General features: G+C 46.7%; 15 protein-coding genes. 10 read left to right on the forward strand and 5 right to left on the reverse strand.

What is annotated here, in order from left to right:
• The first annotated feature begins 5 nt into the window (after positions 1 to 5).
• The 5 genes from EBA_RS04705 to EBA_RS04725 all read left to right on the forward strand — a co-directional run bounded on the left by EBA_RS04705 (position 6) and on the right by EBA_RS04725 (position 7,992).
• Complete coding sequence (locus EBA_RS04705) at positions 6 to 500, forward strand: hypothetical protein (protein WP_192373582.1); 495 nt, start codon at positions 6 to 8, stop codon at positions 498 to 500.
• Positions 501 to 608: 108 nt separating this feature from the next.
• Complete coding sequence (locus tag EBA_RS04710; protein WP_192373583.1) at positions 609 to 1,343, forward strand: hypothetical protein; 735 nt, start codon at positions 609 to 611, stop codon at positions 1,341 to 1,343.
• 887 nt (positions 1,344 to 2,230) lie between these two features.
• Positions 2,231 to 2,848, forward strand: coding sequence for a hypothetical protein (locus EBA_RS04715; RefSeq protein ID WP_192373584.1), 618 nt, complete (start codon positions 2,231 to 2,233; stop codon positions 2,846 to 2,848).
• A gap of 79 nt (positions 2,849 to 2,927) precedes the next feature.
• A complete protein-coding gene (locus tag EBA_RS04720) occupies positions 2,928 to 7,172 on the forward strand; it encodes an RHS repeat-associated core domain-containing protein (protein ID WP_192373585.1) in 4,245 nt (1,414 codons plus the stop codon).
• Between the two features lie 229 nt (positions 7,173 to 7,401).
• On the forward strand, positions 7,402 to 7,992 hold the full coding sequence (locus EBA_RS04725) for an ankyrin repeat domain-containing protein (RefSeq protein ID WP_192373586.1): 591 nt from the start codon (positions 7,402 to 7,404) through the stop codon (positions 7,990 to 7,992).
• Between the two features lie 653 nt (positions 7,993 to 8,645).
• On the opposite strand, the gene EBA_RS04730 is transcribed toward EBA_RS04725, so the two are convergent.
• Positions 8,646 to 9,116 carry a hypothetical protein gene (locus tag EBA_RS04730; protein ID WP_223146645.1) on the reverse strand — a complete coding sequence of 157 codons (471 nt, stop codon included), beginning with the start codon at positions 9,114 to 9,116 and terminating at the stop codon, positions 8,646 to 8,648.
• A gap of 472 nt (positions 9,117 to 9,588) precedes the next feature.
• Between EBA_RS04730 and EBA_RS04735 the strand changes: the two genes are divergently transcribed.
• The 3 genes from EBA_RS04735 (at position 9,589) to EBA_RS04745 (ending at position 11,950) form a co-directional block, all read left to right on the forward strand.
• Positions 9,589 to 10,134, forward strand: coding sequence for a hypothetical protein (locus EBA_RS04735; RefSeq protein ID WP_192373587.1), 546 nt, complete (start codon positions 9,589 to 9,591; stop codon positions 10,132 to 10,134).
• 295 nt (positions 10,135 to 10,429) lie between these two features.
• The gene (locus tag EBA_RS04740) at positions 10,430 to 11,275 is read left to right on the forward strand and encodes a hypothetical protein (protein ID WP_192373588.1); all 846 of its coding nucleotides are present in this window, start codon (positions 10,430 to 10,432) and stop codon (positions 11,273 to 11,275) included.
• A gap of 108 nt (positions 11,276 to 11,383) precedes the next feature.
• Positions 11,384 to 11,950, forward strand: a complete 567-nt coding sequence (locus EBA_RS04745; protein WP_192373589.1) for an ADP-ribosyltransferase — start codon at positions 11,384 to 11,386, stop codon at positions 11,948 to 11,950.
• A gap of 378 nt (positions 11,951 to 12,328) precedes the next feature.
• Here EBA_RS04745 and EBA_RS04750 read toward each other — a convergent pair whose 3' ends face one another.
• Both EBA_RS04750 and EBA_RS04755 read right to left on the reverse strand, forming a co-directional pair.
• Positions 12,329 to 13,528, reverse strand: a complete 1,200-nt coding sequence (locus EBA_RS04750; RefSeq protein WP_225615909.1) for an ATP-binding protein — start codon at positions 13,526 to 13,528, stop codon at positions 12,329 to 12,331.
• Positions 13,529 to 14,092: 564 nt separating this feature from the next.
• Positions 14,093 to 14,605, reverse strand: coding sequence for a hypothetical protein (locus EBA_RS04755; protein ID WP_225615911.1), 513 nt, complete (start codon positions 14,603 to 14,605; stop codon positions 14,093 to 14,095).
• A 231-nt stretch (positions 14,606 to 14,836) separates the two neighbouring features.
• On the opposite strand from EBA_RS04755, the gene EBA_RS04760 reads away from it, so the two are divergent.
• Entirely contained in the window at positions 14,837 to 15,703 is an 867-nt protein-coding gene (locus EBA_RS04760) for a CvfB family protein (RefSeq protein WP_324615332.1), read from the forward strand.
• A gap of 59 nt (positions 15,704 to 15,762) precedes the next feature.
• Here the strand turns inward: EBA_RS04760 and fae are convergent, their stop codons facing one another.
• The gene (gene fae / locus EBA_RS04765) at positions 15,763 to 16,311 is read right to left on the reverse strand and encodes a formaldehyde-activating enzyme (RefSeq protein ID WP_192373590.1); all 549 of its coding nucleotides are present in this window, start codon (positions 16,309 to 16,311) and stop codon (positions 15,763 to 15,765) included.
• A 56-nt stretch (positions 16,312 to 16,367) separates the two neighbouring features.
• Positions 16,368 to 17,024: a pyridoxamine 5'-phosphate oxidase family protein gene (locus EBA_RS04770; RefSeq protein ID WP_192373591.1), complete on the reverse strand. Its 657-nt coding sequence runs from the start codon at positions 17,022 to 17,024 to the stop codon at positions 16,368 to 16,370.
• Between the two features lie 692 nt (positions 17,025 to 17,716).
• Here EBA_RS04770 and EBA_RS04775 point away from each other — a divergent pair.
• On the forward strand, positions 17,717 to 18,754 hold the full coding sequence (locus tag EBA_RS04775) for an IS110 family RNA-guided transposase (RefSeq protein ID WP_192373592.1): 1,038 nt from the start codon (positions 17,717 to 17,719) through the stop codon (positions 18,752 to 18,754).
• Positions 18,755 to 18,773 lie beyond the last annotated feature (19 nt).

Below are 18,773 nucleotides of genomic sequence, written 5' to 3' on the forward strand. Positions count from 1 at the left end.
GGGCTATGAATAGGAATTTTGCTAAGTGTATTGCAGCACTGATTATTGATTTTAGTTGTTTATGCGCGCTTGTTTATATTTTATACCGGTGTCATGGCGGCCAATACTCGACGGAATTTTGGATAACTCTATTGTTATCTTTATTTGGAATTCTCATCGGGTGGTTAACCGTTTATTTAGCCACCCCAAAACGACAACATGAGGTTGTTAACTTTCCAAAATATGCGAATTTAATTTACTCCGGTGTCACTGGGTATTTTCTCGCCAAACTGGAGCCAACACTAAATCATATTTTTGAGAATTCAGGATTAATAAACAACGTATTTTATGGGGTTAGATTTCTCGGATTCGTGTCTGCCACAATAATTGGCGCGATTGGAATGTATGTTTTTAGAGTCTATTTAGGGGAATCCACAAAAAAAACTGATTCAGAAAATAGCATACATATACCGGAAACAACGGGTACAGCATCGTTAAGGCAGGTACCGGAGAAGAAGTGATTCAATGCAGCGACTTGACCATTACCAACTCCTGATGCCTGTTGTCGACGTTATTCAGTTAACTGTTTAATTATTTGGTGTGCTCGCAATTTACAGTATTATGTCTGTATGTCATCGATAGAAATTCTAAGTTTAATTGCCTCAACTCCATTTCTAATTGGCCTTTCTGCTTGGCTCGGAAAAGTGTGGGCAGCAAGAATTGCCCGAGAAGAAAAATCAGTTATTGACAAAGAGCTCCAAAATCAAAAAGATTGCGCGGCAATTGCGTTGGAAGAATTTAAGACACAAGCCCAACTAGATATCCAAAGCCTTCGCACGGAAGCTGAGAAACTTAACATATCCCTCAAGCAGCAATTGGAAATATCAAAGGAGTTCGAACTTTGGGCCAAGAATCGCGAAGACGCGATGATGTCGACTATTAGTTTGACTTTTCAGGAAATATCTAAACAAGTTTCTTCATCAGTAAATGCGTTCTGCTGGATCACATGGTGTGCGAAATTTGATTCTGATAATCTAACTTTTGAGACTATAAAGGCTCATAATTTATCAATGAAAGAAACGATTGCAAATCTAATGGGAGCCGTAACGTTTTTAGCATCAGTAGATTCAGAAATCTATAGGCCAATAAGAAATTTGGTCAAAGAGATATTGGAATTAGACTATATTATTTCAAACGCAGCTGCTGGCAATGACAATTCAATTAAGAATATTCAGGTAGAATTGGCGAAGATTCATCCTCGCGCAGGGGTGATGCACCTTGATGTCCCAGACAGACTTGCTGATCTGTTATCCGACAGGTTAAGTGCTAGAGCATCTGATATAACTAGAGATAACGGTGAATAAAAAATATTTTTCAGCCTAATTGTGACTGACTTCCGAACCGGAAAATATATTCACCCAATTCTTACTGTGTTTGGAAAAGTCGAAGTGGTCATCCTAACATGGCGCTCAACCGGGGCGCGGTTGTAATGCGGTTAGCTATTTGGGCCGGCCCCAAGTTGAACGGCAGCTCATTGAAACATCGCCGACACTGAACGCAAAGCCTCGAATGTCAGCTAGTGGCCGGTTTGGTGAGGTCACCAAAGACCGCTTTGTAGATTTACAACCAGCATACTCTGGATTTTTTCACTGGCCGCTTTGGAGAAACCCGACAGGCAAGTTTGGGTCGGTTTGACCCAGTGACGAACGGCCGCTATCGGGTATCGGAATTCAATGACGGCTTTCGGGCGATGAATCTGAAAGCTGGCAGTCGCAAGGCGACCCTCAGGAGTCAGTCGCCTCTCCTTAAACATTGGCGGCTTATACCCTCAAAGCTGACATCAAAGTTTCGATCAGCTTCAACCAATAATCGAATAGGGTTGATCTATCCTGTTTTAGCAAATTGACGTAACTGAACTCAATCAGGATTATGGGGTGTCGATTTTTTTTACACCTAGCGTCCATACATATTCATTAGAACGGGCATCAGCGATTAGCATAAAGTTCTTTCAACTCTGTTCCTGCGCTAGGGAATTCGTAGCAATTCAACATTAAAAATATGACTTCATTGACGTCGATTGAATTCTTCAAACGAATTAATCGATGTCAGCATTATTTACAATTTTTGTTAGTTGATATTTTGGGGCGTTTATAAGTCAATGACTTTTATATGGTAATTTTATTGGCACGAGTTTTGAGTAAAGATAGATCAATTATTTAAACTTAATCAATTGTCCGAAAGGGAAGTCATTATGAATAAGATTGCATCGACTCTTATCAGTGCAGCTCTGTATATGTTTTCAATAACACCATCGCATGCTGTTGCCATCCTAGATATCTCACCTAGCATTCAAAGTGTTGGTATCAGTTCACCTGTTTCCTTTGCGGTTACTTTATCTGGGCTTGACGCCAATACTGCACTCAGTGTTTACGATCTGGATATCGGCTTCGATCCCACCTTATTATCTTTTTCACAAGTAACTTTTGGGGATCCGTTGCTAGGTGATCAACTGGATCTGTTAAATCTTGGATTGAATGGCCCAACCGCAACAGCGGGCCTCGGGTTGATTAACCTGATTGAGTTTTCCTTAGACGATACGGCTGCGCTGCTTGCTCAGCAAGCGGACAGTTTCACACTGGCAATATTGTCTTTCAACACGCTAACAGCCGGAACAAGCCCGATTACTCTATCGGTCAACGGACTGACTGACACAAACGCAGCCGATATTCCATACACCGTTCGTAACGGAGCAATCGTTATCGGTGGTGATCCAAGCACTAACACTGTACCAGAGCCGGAAGCCCTTTTGCTGCTATTGAGCGGTAGTTTGGCATTTCTGCTAAACCCTCGTCGCAATCGTTTTCTATAACGATCAACAGCATGCAATATCGACAACTGCGTTCGAGCGGGCGCAGTTGGATTTCAATATCTGATTAACAGGAAGGAATATGACTATCATCGTAAAGTCGGGATCTTACTCGCATGACACCTTAGTTATGAATCAGCAAACGTTAGAGCGTTGCGATTCCGGACGGCGCTCATTTAGGCGCTTGATTGGTTTCATTGCTTTGTCACTAGCACTGGGAATCATACTCCAATTTCCAGCGCCAGTATTTGCTGTGCAACCTGCAAATTGTGAATTGCCCGATGGAGATATTGATGGTGACGAATGTATCACCCAAAATCCCTCAAAGAATAACGGTGGAAATAACAGTTGCGACACCAGCTGTACGCCTAAACTGACTGCTGAGCCCATCAACGTTGCCACTGGCAATAAATATGAAGACGAGGTCGATTATTTAAGCGGCGGACCTTCGCCTCTTGCATTAAGGCGCAGTTATAACAGCTTTGATAACGCCGTTACTAGCTTTGGCATCGGTTGGCGAGGCGATTACAACCGTTCGATCTCCGGGACTTCCTTTACCGTCGATGTCACTCGCAATGACGGAAAAGTATTGACCTTTATTCTGGCCGGTTCTGCATGGGTATCTGATAGCGACGTCAATGCCAAACTGGTTAAGCTAGCAACTGGCTGGCAATACACCACCGGACTGGATGGAGTCGAAATCTATAACGCCAGCGGAAAGCTGATTAGCATTACTGATCGCAAAGGGTTAACACAAACCCTTACTTACGACTCCCAAGGTCGGTTAAGCACGGTCACCAATCCCTTTGGCAGAAGTCTAACGTTCGCTTACAGCGGCACAGATACTCGCGTGTCATCCGTCAAGGTCCCGAATGGCGGAGTCTACGCTTATAGCTACGACAGCAAAAACAATTTATCGACCGTCACCTATCCCGACAACACCCAACGTAAATACCTTTACGAAAACCCCTCATATCCGCATGCGCTCACCGGTATCATTGATGAAAAAGGCGTTCGTTACGCTACCGACGCTTACGATAGTCAGGGCAGGGATGTCTCCAACGAACTGGCTGGTGGTGTTAATAAATACACCCTGGATTATAACTTTCTAACCTACGGCTATGTACCGGTTAAAGATGCGCTCGGTGTGACTCGCACGTCGACTTTCACTAATGTCAATGATGTGGCGTTGGAAACATTGATGACCCAAAGCTGCCCTAGTTGCCCGGTCGGATACGCCCGCACCAAGACCACAACCAGTTACGACGCGAATGGCAACATCATTAGCCAAACTGATTTCAACGCAAACACCACCAATTACAGTTACGACACCACCCGCAATCTTGAAATCTCCCGTACCGAAGCGGCAGGCAAACCTCAGGCCCGAACCATAACAACCACCTGGCATTCTACATTTAGGCTTCCGACCAAGATCGTCGAACCCAATCGTGTTATGGCATTCAGCTACGACGCCAAAGGGAATCTGTTACAAAAAACCATTACTGCCGGCGCGCAAACTAAGTCCTGGACCTTTACCTATAACGCTAACGGCCAACCGCTTACCATCGACGGTCCGCGTACCGATGTTAGCGACTTCACCCGTTTTAGCTATGACGCCCAAGGCAATCTCACCACCATTACCGATGCACTGAGTCACGTTACTACGATTGCTAGCTACAATGCCGATGGCCAACCGTTATCGATTAAAGACCCCAATGGACTGGTAACCAGCTTCCAATACGACCCGCGTGGTAGGCTCCTGGCTTCAACCGTAGGCACTGAAACCACCCAGTACAGCTACGATGTCGCCGGTCAATTGATCAAACTCACCCTGCCGGACGCCACTTATCTTGCCTACAGTTATGATGATGCCCATCGACTAATCAGCATCGCTGATTCTCAAGGTAATCATATCGATTACGCCTTGGATAAGATGGGCAATAAGCTTAAAACGACCGTCAACGATCCAAGTAATACCTTAACAAGCACTCGCACACAGGTATTTGACGGGCTTAGCCGCTTGGCAAAATCGATAGGCGCTCAGAATCAGGTCACGCAATTTGGTTATGACCCCAATGGCAATACCACTAGCCTCACCGACCCGCTGAACAACAAAACCGCTCTGGCTTATGATTCGCTAAACCGTTTGATTAGCAGCGTCGATCCACTTGGCAAAACAACGAACAGCAACTACGACAGTAATGACAATCTGCTTGCGGTAACCGATCCACTGACTCACCAAACCGGCTACGGCTACGACGGTTTCGGTCAACGCTTGACGATTGATAGCCCCGATACCGGGCATGGTCAAGTTAGCTACGATGATGCGGGTAACCCCATCAGCGTCGTCGATGCTCGCGGGCAAACAGTCAGTTACAGCTACGATGCACTCAACCGCATCATTCAAATCCGCTATGCCAGTAAACCGCCCATTAATTTTGCCTACGATCAAGGTGCCAACGGTTTGGGTCATCTGACCCAAATGACTGAAGGCGCAGGGAGTACGGTGACCAATTGGGCCTACGATGCTCGCGGTCGGGTCACCAGCAAAACCTTCAAAAGCGGCTCATTGAAATTAGTGACAAGTTATGGCTATGGTAGTGATGGCCGACTGGTATCACTGGCTTATCCTTCCGGCCAAACCCTGCACGTCAGTTACAACAGCAACGGCCAAGTCGCTACATTGGATAGCAACGGTACGCCAATACTGAGTGACATTCACTATCAACCTTTTGGTGGTGCCTCTGACTGGACCTTCGGCAATGGTGTTAAAACCACCCGTAGTTTTGACCTGGATGGCCGTTTGCTTGCCTACGATCTGGGTGACCGGTCGCGGCAACTTACCTATGATGCGGCTGGACGCATAACAGGCTATACCGATACCGACCTCAACCATGATCAAAGCTTTAGCTATGACGAACTGGGACGCTTAACCAATTTTTCAGATCCGGCTAGCCAAATCAGCTACAGCTACGATGCCAACGGCAATCGTCTGCAGCAATCGGATAGCACGCTGATCAAAAACTTCAGTCTGGATACCGCCAGCAACCGGTTGTTAGGGATTACCGATAACACAAACCAAATTCTGAAAAATTATAGCTACGATGCCGCCGGTCATATCACCGCCGATGGTTATAACAGCTTTACCTACGATGGTAGGGGCCGTCTAGTTCAAGCGGCCAATGTTGGCATCGGCGTCGAACAATACCTGATTAATGGCCTGGGGCAGCGTGTCGCCAAAGTCTATGGCGGCGCTCCGGATTTAGCCGGCGATGCGGACCAGGACGGCAGCCTCACTACCACGGATTTACGTCTGATCGTCTTGATGACCCAAGGGGCGGTGCCAGTCAATCTAGCAGCCGATTGCAGCCATGATGGCAAAGTCACTGCGGCCGACGCCAGCTGCACCCAGGCCAAAATCATTGATATGCGCACCAATCCCGGCAAATACGTGCAAGCCGGTACTTATTTTGTTTATGACGGCGCGGGGCATGTGCTCGGCGAATACACGCAAACCGGTGCACCGATTCAGGAAACAATTTGGCTAGGCAACATGCCAGTCGCGGTCAGCAAAGGTAGTAATCAGTACTTTGTTTACGCCGATCACCTGAACGCGCCACGGGCCATCAGCGATAATACCGGCAAAGTCATTTGGCGTTGGGATAGCGAGGCCTTCGGCACGACAGCGGCCAACGAAGACCCGGATGGCGACAGCAATATCTTTACCTATAATTTGCGCTTCCCTGGTCAGTATTACGATAAAAGTACCGGATTGCATTACAACGGATTCAGGGATTACAACCCAGCTATAGGCCGATATATCGAGAGTGATCCGATTGGATTGGCGGGGGGCGTTAATTCATACGCCTACGCTTACGGGAATCCTTTAACTTACGATGATTTCTTCGGATTATGCGATGTAGAGCGTTGCAATCAACTTAGAAAAAAAATCTTTGAAAAGAACGCTAAGTTACTGAATGAGTTGCGGAAATACGATCCTATTGCCGACGGCAAAGGCGGATTTTCATTTCCTGGCGGATTTACCAAACCAGGAGGCCATTACAAGGAGATTAATGATTTAAAGCGCGGCATCACTAATGATACAACAGAGTACAGAAAGTTGGGTTGCGATGATGATGAGGGTAATGGGGGTACTGGCTCCATTCCAAGGAGTATTTTTGATACAGTAAATAGACCGGTTCCAGAGCCTGTGTACCCTGAGAGCACTTCACCTAGTGTAATTTTACCTAATCCACCATCACCATCCCAAATTGCGCCATGGATACTAATCCCGATAATAATTATACTTTCTCCAGTAGGCGCATGATCGTTAAATGCATTAAGAGAAATATCAATACACGCTTAATGGGAGTATGTTTGATATGCTTATATATTTAAATATTCACCTGAATCCGTGGATTAATTTTTAAGTCATTGAAAATAATTTACTTTTCTGTCGACTTGGATAGAATTATGAAAACCGTATTTTGTCTTTTTTTTCAATGTTGCGGCGGTTTTTGCCGCTGAAGTTACGGATTCAGAATTTATTTATGAGTATGTCAGATTTAGCTAGGTTATTAATCGATTCCATTCAGAATTTTGATGTTCAAAAAACATCTCAATTGCTATCTGATGCTGCTAGTCCGAATCTGAAGATATCAGGAAAAAGTGCTCTTTATTGGGCTTGCATAACAGAAAATATTGAGGCTGTTAAATTATTAATTCAGCATGGTGCTGCCATCGATTTAATAAATTTTGACGACAGTGATGAAAACATAGGTACTGCACTTTTAATGGCATGCTATATCGGCAATAAACCAATTGTCGAATTTCTTTTATCGAGCGGAGCAAACCCAAATAGCAAAGACCAAGTTGGGCAAACGCCAATTATGGCTTCAGCCAAAGGTGGTCACTTAGAGATTGTTAGAGATTTAGTTGTCGCTGGTGCGCGAGTTGATTCCAAAGATATAAATGGAATGACAGCATTACACTGGGCTTGTACCGGAGGAGATTTTGAGGATATATGTACCTACCTTGTATCTAAGGGGCTAAATGTATACGAACAAAACAACAATGGTGAAACAGCTAAAGATTATTGCAAGTTGCTAAAGAGGTCTCGTACTCTTCTCTGCTTATGGAATGAGTAATACCTAATAGGTTGGTGAGAAGCTCTTTTTTTGAGACTAATTGGAGCCGTATTTAGTGGTTGAATATAAGTTTTGGTGCTAAATAGAGCTATTCCCTGTTGAGCGGAACGGGTTTTGTGAACTCGTCCCAAACGCTTCAAGAAACTCTGGAAAAAGACAAACATTATTAGCGGATAAAATATTCGCCGAGCTTTTATCCCGAACCAATCGGCGTTTTTTTCAGTGAGGTACGATATATGTGCTCTGTCTTTTAGAATGAAATATCTTTGTATAGTCAATTTTACGTTATAAACCTCCGATCTGTTTTTACCGTAAACAACACCTATATGATTTAAGAAAAATGTTATTTTTTAAGTTATCCCCATACGCGAGCTTAAAACAAAGCAGGTGTCTCGAATGGTGTTAATTTAGCTCTAACATTCCTGATTACCCATATAGCCGCTATCCCGAACGGCTCCCATGCCATCTAAACCTGCCGCTCAAATAAGGATTTACGCTGACCGCTATGCCGACACTGTGAGTTCAAATTCCGGGCACTAAAAAGCCGCCGGCCTAATCGGGCGCGGCGGCTGAGTGCCTAAAGTTGAGTTAGAAAAATTCTGCTGGAAAATTTTGACGCTCTATCCAGGTGATATCCGACGTCAATTTCTCTTTCAGAAGTTCACGACACTAGCGTTACCAACAAGTTTGGTAAATTTATAAGTATCCAGCTGTCCACGGTTCAGGTCTGGAATAATTGAGAATTTATGCCGAGTACTGATGCCTTGCGTCTGGATGCTGGCCTCTAGCGTCGAGTCCAGGTTGATGTGCGGAATTAGAACCGTAAAGGAGGTTGATCCGGTATCGACGGTCATAAGAATCGTCACACTCACAAGCGTTCCATCTTCCGTTCCGACCGTTCTAATTTGATCGCCGCTGAAGTTTAGGGTATGAGTCCCATCCTGATATGTGAAGTGCGGTTTACCATCGAACCCCGTTGTCGAATAGGTAACTTTCAGATTGCCGCCATGCAATACATATTGATTCGGTAGGGGCGTTGTAAATGGATCGGCCATAACCAGCGATGTAGTAGCGATAAAGGCTGAAAAAATTAGAACTAGGCTTTTAAATATGGAATTAAACATCATCTTTCTCCTAAAATTACAGAATATGTGGGTGCGTTTAACTGAAGGTTTATCTGGTGGTACACATAAATTAGTAAAGATGTAGACAGGTTAGAGTCATGACTTGAAAATACCTATCAAATAGTTCACAAGAAGATGGTGAGCTATTACCGACTTTGCTTTTTTTAGAGCTGCGCATTTCACCCTAATCCGGTTGGCTTACGTTGAACAGTTGCGTATTCCGACCAAAATCAGCCAGCCATTCCGATTGAAAACCGCCACCAGTTCCGATGCAAACCAAGCCATCAATTCCGATATGATTACGCCAGTGTTGAATTGTCACAATCGACCCTTTGCTGACAATTACCACATTAGTTTGAATGACTGTTATTTGCTCGTCATCAGCCAATATTTTCTTGAGGGGAGCTAGGTTTCATGGTAGATGTACGACAAATAATTTTCCTTGCTAATGCGGACACTGGAGAACATTTCAATGACTACAATGTGGTATTTATTATGGGTAATAGGTGGTTTTATAATTCTTCCGATAATTTACTTCAGCACCCGCAACGCCTATTTTAAAGTTGATCCTGCTGAGTTTGTAGAGGCTCCCACTAAATTTGAAAGTATCTATGAGACTTGGTGGAAAGCAAGGACTAGCTTTATTGGAAGCATTACTGCTATTTACTATGCTTGCTATGTTATTGCTTCGCTTCTAGTGGGAGATATGGGTCGTATAGAAGCCGCAATTCACCTTGCTGTCTGGACAATAGCGCCCCCGCTTTGGTTTTCATATGAACGATATTTTTTCTTTGACCAAGTCGATGATTCGACCAAGGTCGTAGCACTTAAAGAAGGACAAGATTATGCCTCTAAGTTTTGGGCGGCAATTTTAGCGGTAATATTGGCTTTTCAGCTAGGTGAAATCATAAAAAGTAAGCCAAGTGAAGCCTCAGCCTCTAAACAGGAAGTACAGACAGAAGCGAAACAACACTCAGAATCAACGGGGTCAGATCTGGCAATCAAGCCTCCAAAATAAACTGACAGACTGGTATTCATTCAAGTATTGACAATCAAGACAATAACTCGGCGATCTGGAGTTGGCCGAATTTGCTCAGCCAGGATTGAAGGAGCAAAACCGACCCGTTGCAGACTATCGCCTTGTCTGATTCAATGACAGCGATTTGATTGTGACCAGTCATAGATGTCTGTCGCCGATGATATACAGAAAGGAAACTTAAATTCAGATCAATAAATTATCGTATCGAAAATTCTTTTCAGGTAAATATACGGTTAACAGCTTAATAACTTGTTAGTTTTGCACTGGATTTAAAATGAAGGGACGTATAACAGACATATTCCTCAGGCGCTTGGATTCCTACATCAACCCAAAAATTGAGAACCGGGTTATTTATGGTGCGTTAGTATCTGGTGTCAGTTTAATATTGGCCCCAAAGCTACTAGTTCTTTTGGACAGCATTTCCCTCAGGTCAGAAAATTATGAAATAAATATAAAAAATAACCAGTTCGATGATATTGGGATTTTCTTTGGTTTCATACTTATTTTAATATCGTCATTGACACTTTACATCTTTAAAATACACAAGCGGCCGGAATTTGTTATAGAGAGTGATTCGCCATCGGCAAAACTGTGGGAAAAATATGGTTACTCTTTTCAGAGCAAAACGCTTATAAACCCTTTGCTACTCAAAGATTTGGTTGGTTGGATTTCTGATAGCGGAAGGCAAATAGTTTCAATCGATATATCGGGGTCAAATTCCAGTAATAGGTATTTTGGTGAGGTCTTAGTGCGGGAATTTGAAGGAAAAAGGTTTGTGGAAGTGCAGGAAGAGGAAACCAGGGAGGTGTTTGGTTATGAGTATCTCGGCACATCGGAATCTGGTATTCATGTGGTTCATGCTTATGACCAAACGAGTGGTTCTGCTACATTTCATTGGGTATTGTTACTACAGATCGAAGAAAGCAGTATTCTTGAATATGAAGATAGTAACCCAAAAAAAGAGAGAATACCGGTACTAAAGCTGGTTGGCAGACTTGGCCTTGGAGACCGGTATAGCGGAAATGTCTCGATGGAGCGCGGCGTCATACGCATAAGCAAAGACGACAGCCATCTGCCAGATCACGTGATTAATTCAAGTAAAAATATTGTAGTAAAATGAACGCCAAAACTAACAAGCGGTTCAAACTCGCACACTTCGTGCGCTGGACTCGCTGCTGCGTAGCTCGCCGTTTAGCCGAGCGCTAGGAATCAACAAGAGCCACTCTCAATGCCAGTATCTGCTCCGCACAACAATGAAGTCTTCCGCCTATACAAAGCAAATTCACCATTTGGCGGTCAGCAGTGCTTTGCTGACTACGTGAACCAGTGCCTACGGGAAGGCACCGCGCTCAATGAGCCTTGGTACAGTGCTGCTTCTGAACTAACTGAGCTAATTAATCAATCAACATTAAGTCAAGCAGCGGTCTTGTACCGGGCCACGATTGATGCTTATATCAGTCCATACTTAGTGGGCAATGAAATCGCATACCCAGCGTTTATGTCAACAACGACAGAAGAAGCTTCGGTCCAGAGACACTTTGCGACCTCCTTCCGAAATCTTCCAGCGGCACTATTAAAAATCGAATGCCCGCCTAATTTGCCAGCACTGGACATGGAGACTGATTCCTCCTTTGGCGGCTTCGAGCACGAAATTCTCTTGCCACACGGCTCGCGGTTTGAGGTCGTTAGCATCGAAGAGGTGACCGACAGAAGTTTGATGGCAAGCATAGTCTCGCCAACCTATGTGGATGCATACTCATCGCTTAAAGTCTACGAGTTGAGGTACAAATGTTGATGCCTAACCTGCGCCCAAGTGGGACTCCGCAAAAGCTTCGCCCCTTATCTCCACGTTAAACGGGCAATTTCCGACATTAATCGGCCATTCAGAAACTCACCTCGATAGGCAGCATTTGGCCGGTAGGTTGAGGTCACCAGCGTCTGCTTTATATTCCAGCAGTTCGCAGAATCTGTATTTCACTGAACGACCGGTTTGGAGAAGCTCGATAGACGGGTTTGGGTCGATTGTGACAATTCAACACGTCAAAAAGCTGTCATTCAATACTGGCGCAATTGTATCGAAATCCATGGCCTGGTTTACACCGGAATGGGTGGCTGATTTGAGGAGAAATATGCGCCCAACTTCCCAAGTTGATCATTTACAGCCTCGCACGGATCACAAAAGCACAACATTCACTTGCTTGCCAAACACCTCTTGAACCGTCGGAATCAAGTGATCGTGGTGGCTCAGGAAGATCACTTGGGTTTGTTCTGACAATGCCTTAAGTGCTTTAAACCCTGCTTTTGACCGGACATCATCGTAGTTGATAAATAGATCGTCTGCTATGAAGGGCAACGGCATGGCCTGTTCCAGGTGCATTTCCAGGGCCGCCAGTCGAAGTGCTAAATAAAGCTGGTCTCGTGTGCCGTCGCTCATACCAGATATACCGACCAGCTTGCCATCGGAACGCAGCCCTTCCAACACCATCGGCTCCCGTTCAAAATCCACAATCAGCTTGCTAAACGATCCGGACGTTAATGTCGAAAAGATCGCACCCGCACGTTGCAACAGTGGCCCCTGCTTCTCTTCTCGATAGCGGTCTATCGACCAACGCAGCAAGCGCCCGGCGGTGAAAACTTTTACATAGCGTTCCGCAGTATCCGACATTTGCGCAAGCGCTTCTTGGCGTTGGGCCTCTGCTTGTGTTGCTGCGTCTGATCCACCGATTTCGGACAAAGCCCGTAAGGCGTTTGCATGATCAGCCGAAAGCGTTGTTTGCTGTTGCACGGCATCAGAAAGCTCATCGTTGATGTGTGTAAGTTCAGCGGCGAGCTGAATCAGGTCAGCCGCATCAATCTCCGCTTCGAGTTGTTCCCGTATCAGACCATCTCCACCATTGAGAAGAGTGGCCTTAGCTTCTACCATCTCGGCATTTAGGCGACGTTGCTCGTCAGATCGACCAATTGCTTCATTCAACAAAACCGTTGTGTCGACACCCGCTTTTTCCATTAATGGTTTCAAACTCGCCATGGCGGTTTGACTGGATTCCTTGGCTTCCAATACCTGGCTGTTTGCAATACGCAGGGCTTCGTTGAGCCGGGTACTTTCCGCAACAGACTCGCGGGCTCGATCTAAACGTTTGGCTAATGTGAGAGCAATTTGCTCGGCTGGCTGATCTTTGAGCTCAACGGCAATGATTTGCGCGAGTCGATGTGCTTCAACAGCAAACGCCTTCAGATCAGCCTGCATGGTGTCGATACGCTCGACTTGAATCTGCCGCATCTTTTCTAATTTTTCGGCGATTTGCTCGATGAGTTCAAGGGCGCCTTCCGCCGTGCCACTATCGGTGTCCGGGGATACCTTTAAAGCGTACACTTGCCATTGCTATGCATATTCCGATTGTCTCGTTATGGCCGTAGTGACGCAGTCATAAAGTCGATTTGCTTGCCGAAAAGCCGCCATTCGCCGAACTTAGGAATGGAAAATTCCGCCAGCATCTTCGGTGGCCGGTTTTGGCCGGCTCGAGCCGAAGACAGCTCAAGGTTGCTTGCCAGAAAGCCGACATTCGTTGCAGATAGGGATCAAAAATTCCGTCGGCGTCATCACCGGCCGGTTTTGGCCGATCCAAGGCATTCAAAATCTGACAGGGTTTGAACCGGAACCGGTGGAGACTTTGTTATCGGAACGACTGGCGGTTTTCAACTCGGAATCAGTGGCGGTTTAAACGGAATACGCAAGGAGTACTTAATTTTGCGCACTGCTAGGTTGCCGAGCTAGGAAAGGATGATTTTTATAAATTTTTCCAAAAAATGAGTTTATAGGTTTTTGGTAGAAATACACTGGATCATGCAGAAAACAGCGCTGGTTTTTATAAGGTTCTGATGAAATCTACGCAAAGCACGGGGCGGCGTCATGTCATCCGGCCCGTAAGCCCGGTTTTTAGATGTCCATCAACAGCATAGGTATACCGTAAGTCAGCACGAAATAACTAAACGCATAAATCACGCTGATAGTGGTTGGGTAGCGGAAGAAGGCGCGAAATATATAGCTGACGATGGCGATATACCAAGTGACTAAAAATACCGCGATGCCGATGCCGATTTGTTCGCGGTAGGGGTGATGATTGAGTACCAGCCAATAGTCCAGAGCTTCTCCGCTGACGGCTAAGGTCATAATGAAATTTTCGCAGACGAAAATTGAGGTATACAGCTGGCCGAAGCAGCCCCATTTTTTCTCCATTAGCAATAAAATCGCGACGGAGCCGAAAGCCATGGTGGTACGGCCCAAGACCTCCAGTGTGCCGTCCGCCGGATCGGAGATCAGACCCTCCACGATCATGCCGGAAATCAGATAGAACGCCACGTTTTTCCACATGAAGGAGCTGGGCGGGACTAAATCTGAAGGATTGTTCAGAAACCAGCATGAGGACAAGTATTTCAGTAGTAGATTCATAATCGGCTTTTTGCTCGATAAAAGCAGATTTTATCGACTCGAAAAAACCGTCCATTATAGACCGGCGGTGACCGAATGGGGTGTTGACTTACTGTTTGCGTGAGTGCAATTACTTTAATAAGGTTCGCCCGCCGCAGCCGTTTAAGGATAAGCCGGCCTGCCGTTTTGTCGATTCGTTTGTATAATAGCCCTCCCATTCTCTGCGTATGGCCTGTTAGCGGGCCGACGCTCATGTCCAATCAACCCGCGGAACCTTCCATGATCGAACTAGGTACATTCAACACTTTAACCGTCGTTAGCCAACGAGATAATCAGTATGGATTGGATGCTGGGGAGCTTGGCGAAATTACCCTGGTGGATAAAGATGCACCGGACAATCTAAAGGTGGGTGATACGCTAACAGCTTTTGTCTACGTCGACGGTAAGAATCAAACCATCGCCACTCTGCAAACGCCACTCGCCCAAGTCGATCAAGTGGCTTGGTTAAAATGTGTTTCGCTCAGCCATGCCGGCGCGTTTTTGGCTTGGGGCTTGCCCAAGGATTTGTTGCTGCCGTTCAGCGAACAAAAGGGCAAGATCGTCGAGGGCCGATCTTACCTGGTGCGCCTGTTTTTAGACGAAAACAATCGTATCGCTGCGACGATGATGCTGGATGATTTTATTCAGGACCAAGCGTTTTACTATAAAGAAGGACAAGAGGTGCAGATCATCATTGCCGATGAAACCGATTTGGGCTTTAAAGCGGTGGTGGACAATAAATACTGGGGTGTGTTGTATAAAAACGAGACTTTTCAGCTTTTGCAAAAAGGCCAGGCCTTGACCGCTTACGTCAAAAAAGTGCGTCCGGACAATAAGCTGGATTTGATCTTAAGTCAGGAAAAATATGGTCAGAAAGTTGATGCAACTTCAGAGAAGATTCTGGCCGTACTAGTAAAGCGCGGAGGTTATGTGGCGCTAACCGATAAAAGCGCGCCGGAGATTATTTACGATACCTTTGGCGTTAGTAAAAAAGTCTTCAAGCAAGCGATAGGCGGTTTATACAAACAACGGCGGATTGTGATTGAAGAAGCGGGCATCCGCTTGGTTGAGCAGGCTTAGTTAAGACAATAGCTAGAGACACAACACTTGTGTCTCTGACTGTCGTGAAACCCAGGCAATTAAATCTTGCCGTCCAAACCCATCTGGAAATACTTGTGGGTAATTTTATCCTGGTTTTCTAGCAACCAATCGATGTCCGGCGTGTTGGTCATGGCTTTATGAATGGCTTTGGCCATGGCCTCGCGGTGGATGTTGAACAAAATTTGATGATCCAGATTGTCGTCTTTGATAACGCTGGGATTCAGCCACACCGAGCAAATAATCCCCAAATCGTTGGCCTTTTCCTTGGGAATGTCGCCGGCCCGCACCGCATCCAGCACGCCATTGGCAATCGCCGCCTGTACCGTGCCCATCAAGATATTGGTATAGCGGCTGTTTTTGACGGTGACTTTACTCACCATCAAGGTCACCGGCCTTACTTGAATGTCGGTGTTTAAAATCGCAAATACCCGAGTGTGGCCTTGCACCTGATCACCGGTTAAGGTGGCAATCGCGGTGCCAACCGGTCCGTCCAGCTCGCCGATGATGATTTCCGGTTCCGCTGCCGTGCCGGCCGGGCCGCCCGCTACCAGGGCTTCGCCGGTACGCATAATGATTCTTTCGCTCATGAGGGTCTCTAAATGTATGTTGAGGTTAGTAATTTTTCTGGGGGAGGGGGTATGAGCTAAGCATCACCGCTCAACACCATCGCCCCGTATTCTTCCGGTGTGATTATGCCGCCCAGACTTTTCGCGACGTGACTATCGCAAGCCGGCAACACATCCTGCACCGCATCAATACGCTTCCATTGCGGTAACGGAGTGTCTTGATCGGCTTGCGGCACGCATTTCGAGCTGGCAACCCGGCTCATCCGGTGGATATAACGCGGACAGTTGATGAATATCTCGCTAATCGCCACCCGCACGATCAGCTCCGCGCCAGGGTAATCCACCAGCAACGGATCGTTGGCTTCAATGCGGGCATCGCCATGCACCCGAATCCGGTGCGGCGTTTCGAAGTCGATAAACAACATGCCGATCTTAGAATTGCCGTTGATATTGCCCATCGACAAAAACATGCCGTTGCCGTCGTAACTCGGAAACGCCAGTTCCAGCGGATTAACCACCTTCACCAAGCCGGGATTGCCGCCCTTGTAAGAGCAAGTCGGGTAACCGCGCTGGTCTATCGTGGTCAGAAAGAAAAAATCCCGGCTCTCGATAAATGGCTGATGCTGCTCGCTTACCTGCTGTTCAACAATGATTTGTTCCAATCTGTCAGCTAGATTAAGGGTGTCGTGCTGTTCTTGCAATTGGCGGTGCTGCGGGCTGTAAAAGTCGCTCATGGGTGGCGCTCCTGGTTGGGTGGTGCGGCGATTCTAACAGGAATGGCGAGAAGGCAGATTTACGATTGGATGACGAGGGCGCTGGGCTGCGTTTCCAAAACCGCGTGGGCACAAAAACCGTGCCCACCCTACGTCTGGCGAAGGGTTTGCTCCCGTATGCCGCGCCGAGCACCGCAGCTTTTGAACGGATAAGCCCGTTAGGGGCGATGCAGGGATGCATCGCGTTGACGAAGGGGCAGGAAGCCCCTTTCGGCAACCCCGTTCAAAAGCGAGGAGCGCAGGAATCAAGCGGCATCCGGGTCGCCTTTTCTTTGGATACTTTCTTTTGGCGACGCAAAAGAAAGTATCTCGGTTGTCGGTCCGAGAACCGACATTTAAAACTCGTCGCGATAGCGACACAAAACCCGAACCCCGCGTGGGCACAAAAAACCGTGCCCACCCTTGTATGATGAATTTTAACAACCGATGGCGCAGAAAAACCGATTAAGCTGTCATTGTTCATTGGGAGGCCGTCCCACCCTGAGGACTGGTAGTTTACCAGAGCCTGTCTAGTAGATTGGCCCCCGCCCTATTCACCCATACCGTGGAGTATCCGAGGCTTAGCGCCTGCATACACAAGGATGGTAGGTGCATGTGCAGGGTCGGGAACCGTTGAATAGTGTACTTCCCTTTAACTGTATTCAAAAACGATTATGACCAATAGCCCCGTCAACACCGCCACTCAATCCACTTCTCGCCTGTTTGCCGGCGTGGATGTGGGGGCCGATGAATTGGTATTGGTGATCCGCAAGAACGGCAAGCCGTTCGATCCGCAAAAATATGCCAATACCCGTAGCGGCCGTACTCGTCTGGTGAATAAACTGATCAAATTATCCGGCATCAAGGTCTGCCTGGAAGCCACCGGCATTTACCATTTCGATCTGGCGATTGCGCTGCATGACGCCGGTATTCCGGTGATGGTGGTCAATCCCAAGGCCTCGCATAACTTCGCCAAGGTGTTGATGAAAAACAGTAAAACCGACGCCGTCGATGCCAACACCCTGGCCGAATACGTCGAGCGTATGGATTTCGTCGCCTGGACTCGTCCTTCGAATCAATCGCTGGCTTTGCGCGGCTATGCTCGCCGTATCGACGCACTGACCGGTCAGAAAGCCGCCGCGAAAAATCATCTGCATGCGCTGAGTGCGACAGAGGAAACTCCGAAGGCCTTGCTGCGCGATGCCAAGCTGGCGATCAGTCAATTGGAAAAACGCATCGATACCCTGGCTGCCGAAGCGATGCACTTGATCAACGATCATCAGACGCTCAAACGGGTTTTTGAATTACTGACCGGCATCAAGGGCATTGCCCAAACCAGCACCATTGCCTTGATGGGCGAGCTGCTGTTATTGCCGCCCAATCTGTCGCATCGCGAATGGGTCAAATTTGCCGGACTCGATCCCAAGGCGTTTGAATCCGGCAAAAGCGTACACAAGAAAATGCGGCTATCCAAGGCCGGCAACCGGCATATTCGCTCCGCGTTGTATATGCCGGCTTTGAGCGCCAAACAGCATGATCCGCATGTGCGGGCGTATTTCCAGCACCTGATCGACAACGGCAAGAAACCTTTGCAAGCCGTCTGCGCCGTCATGCGTAAATTACTGCATGCGATCCATGGCATGTTGACGCACGATCAACCGTTCGATAACACACGGTTTTATGCCATCCCTGAATCGATCATCGCTGAGTAAAAGATGATGAAATTTGTTG

This window comes from Methylomonas albis, from assembly GCF_014850955.1.
Taxonomy (GTDB): Bacteria; Pseudomonadota; Gammaproteobacteria; order Methylococcales; family Methylomonadaceae; genus Methylomonas; species Methylomonas albis.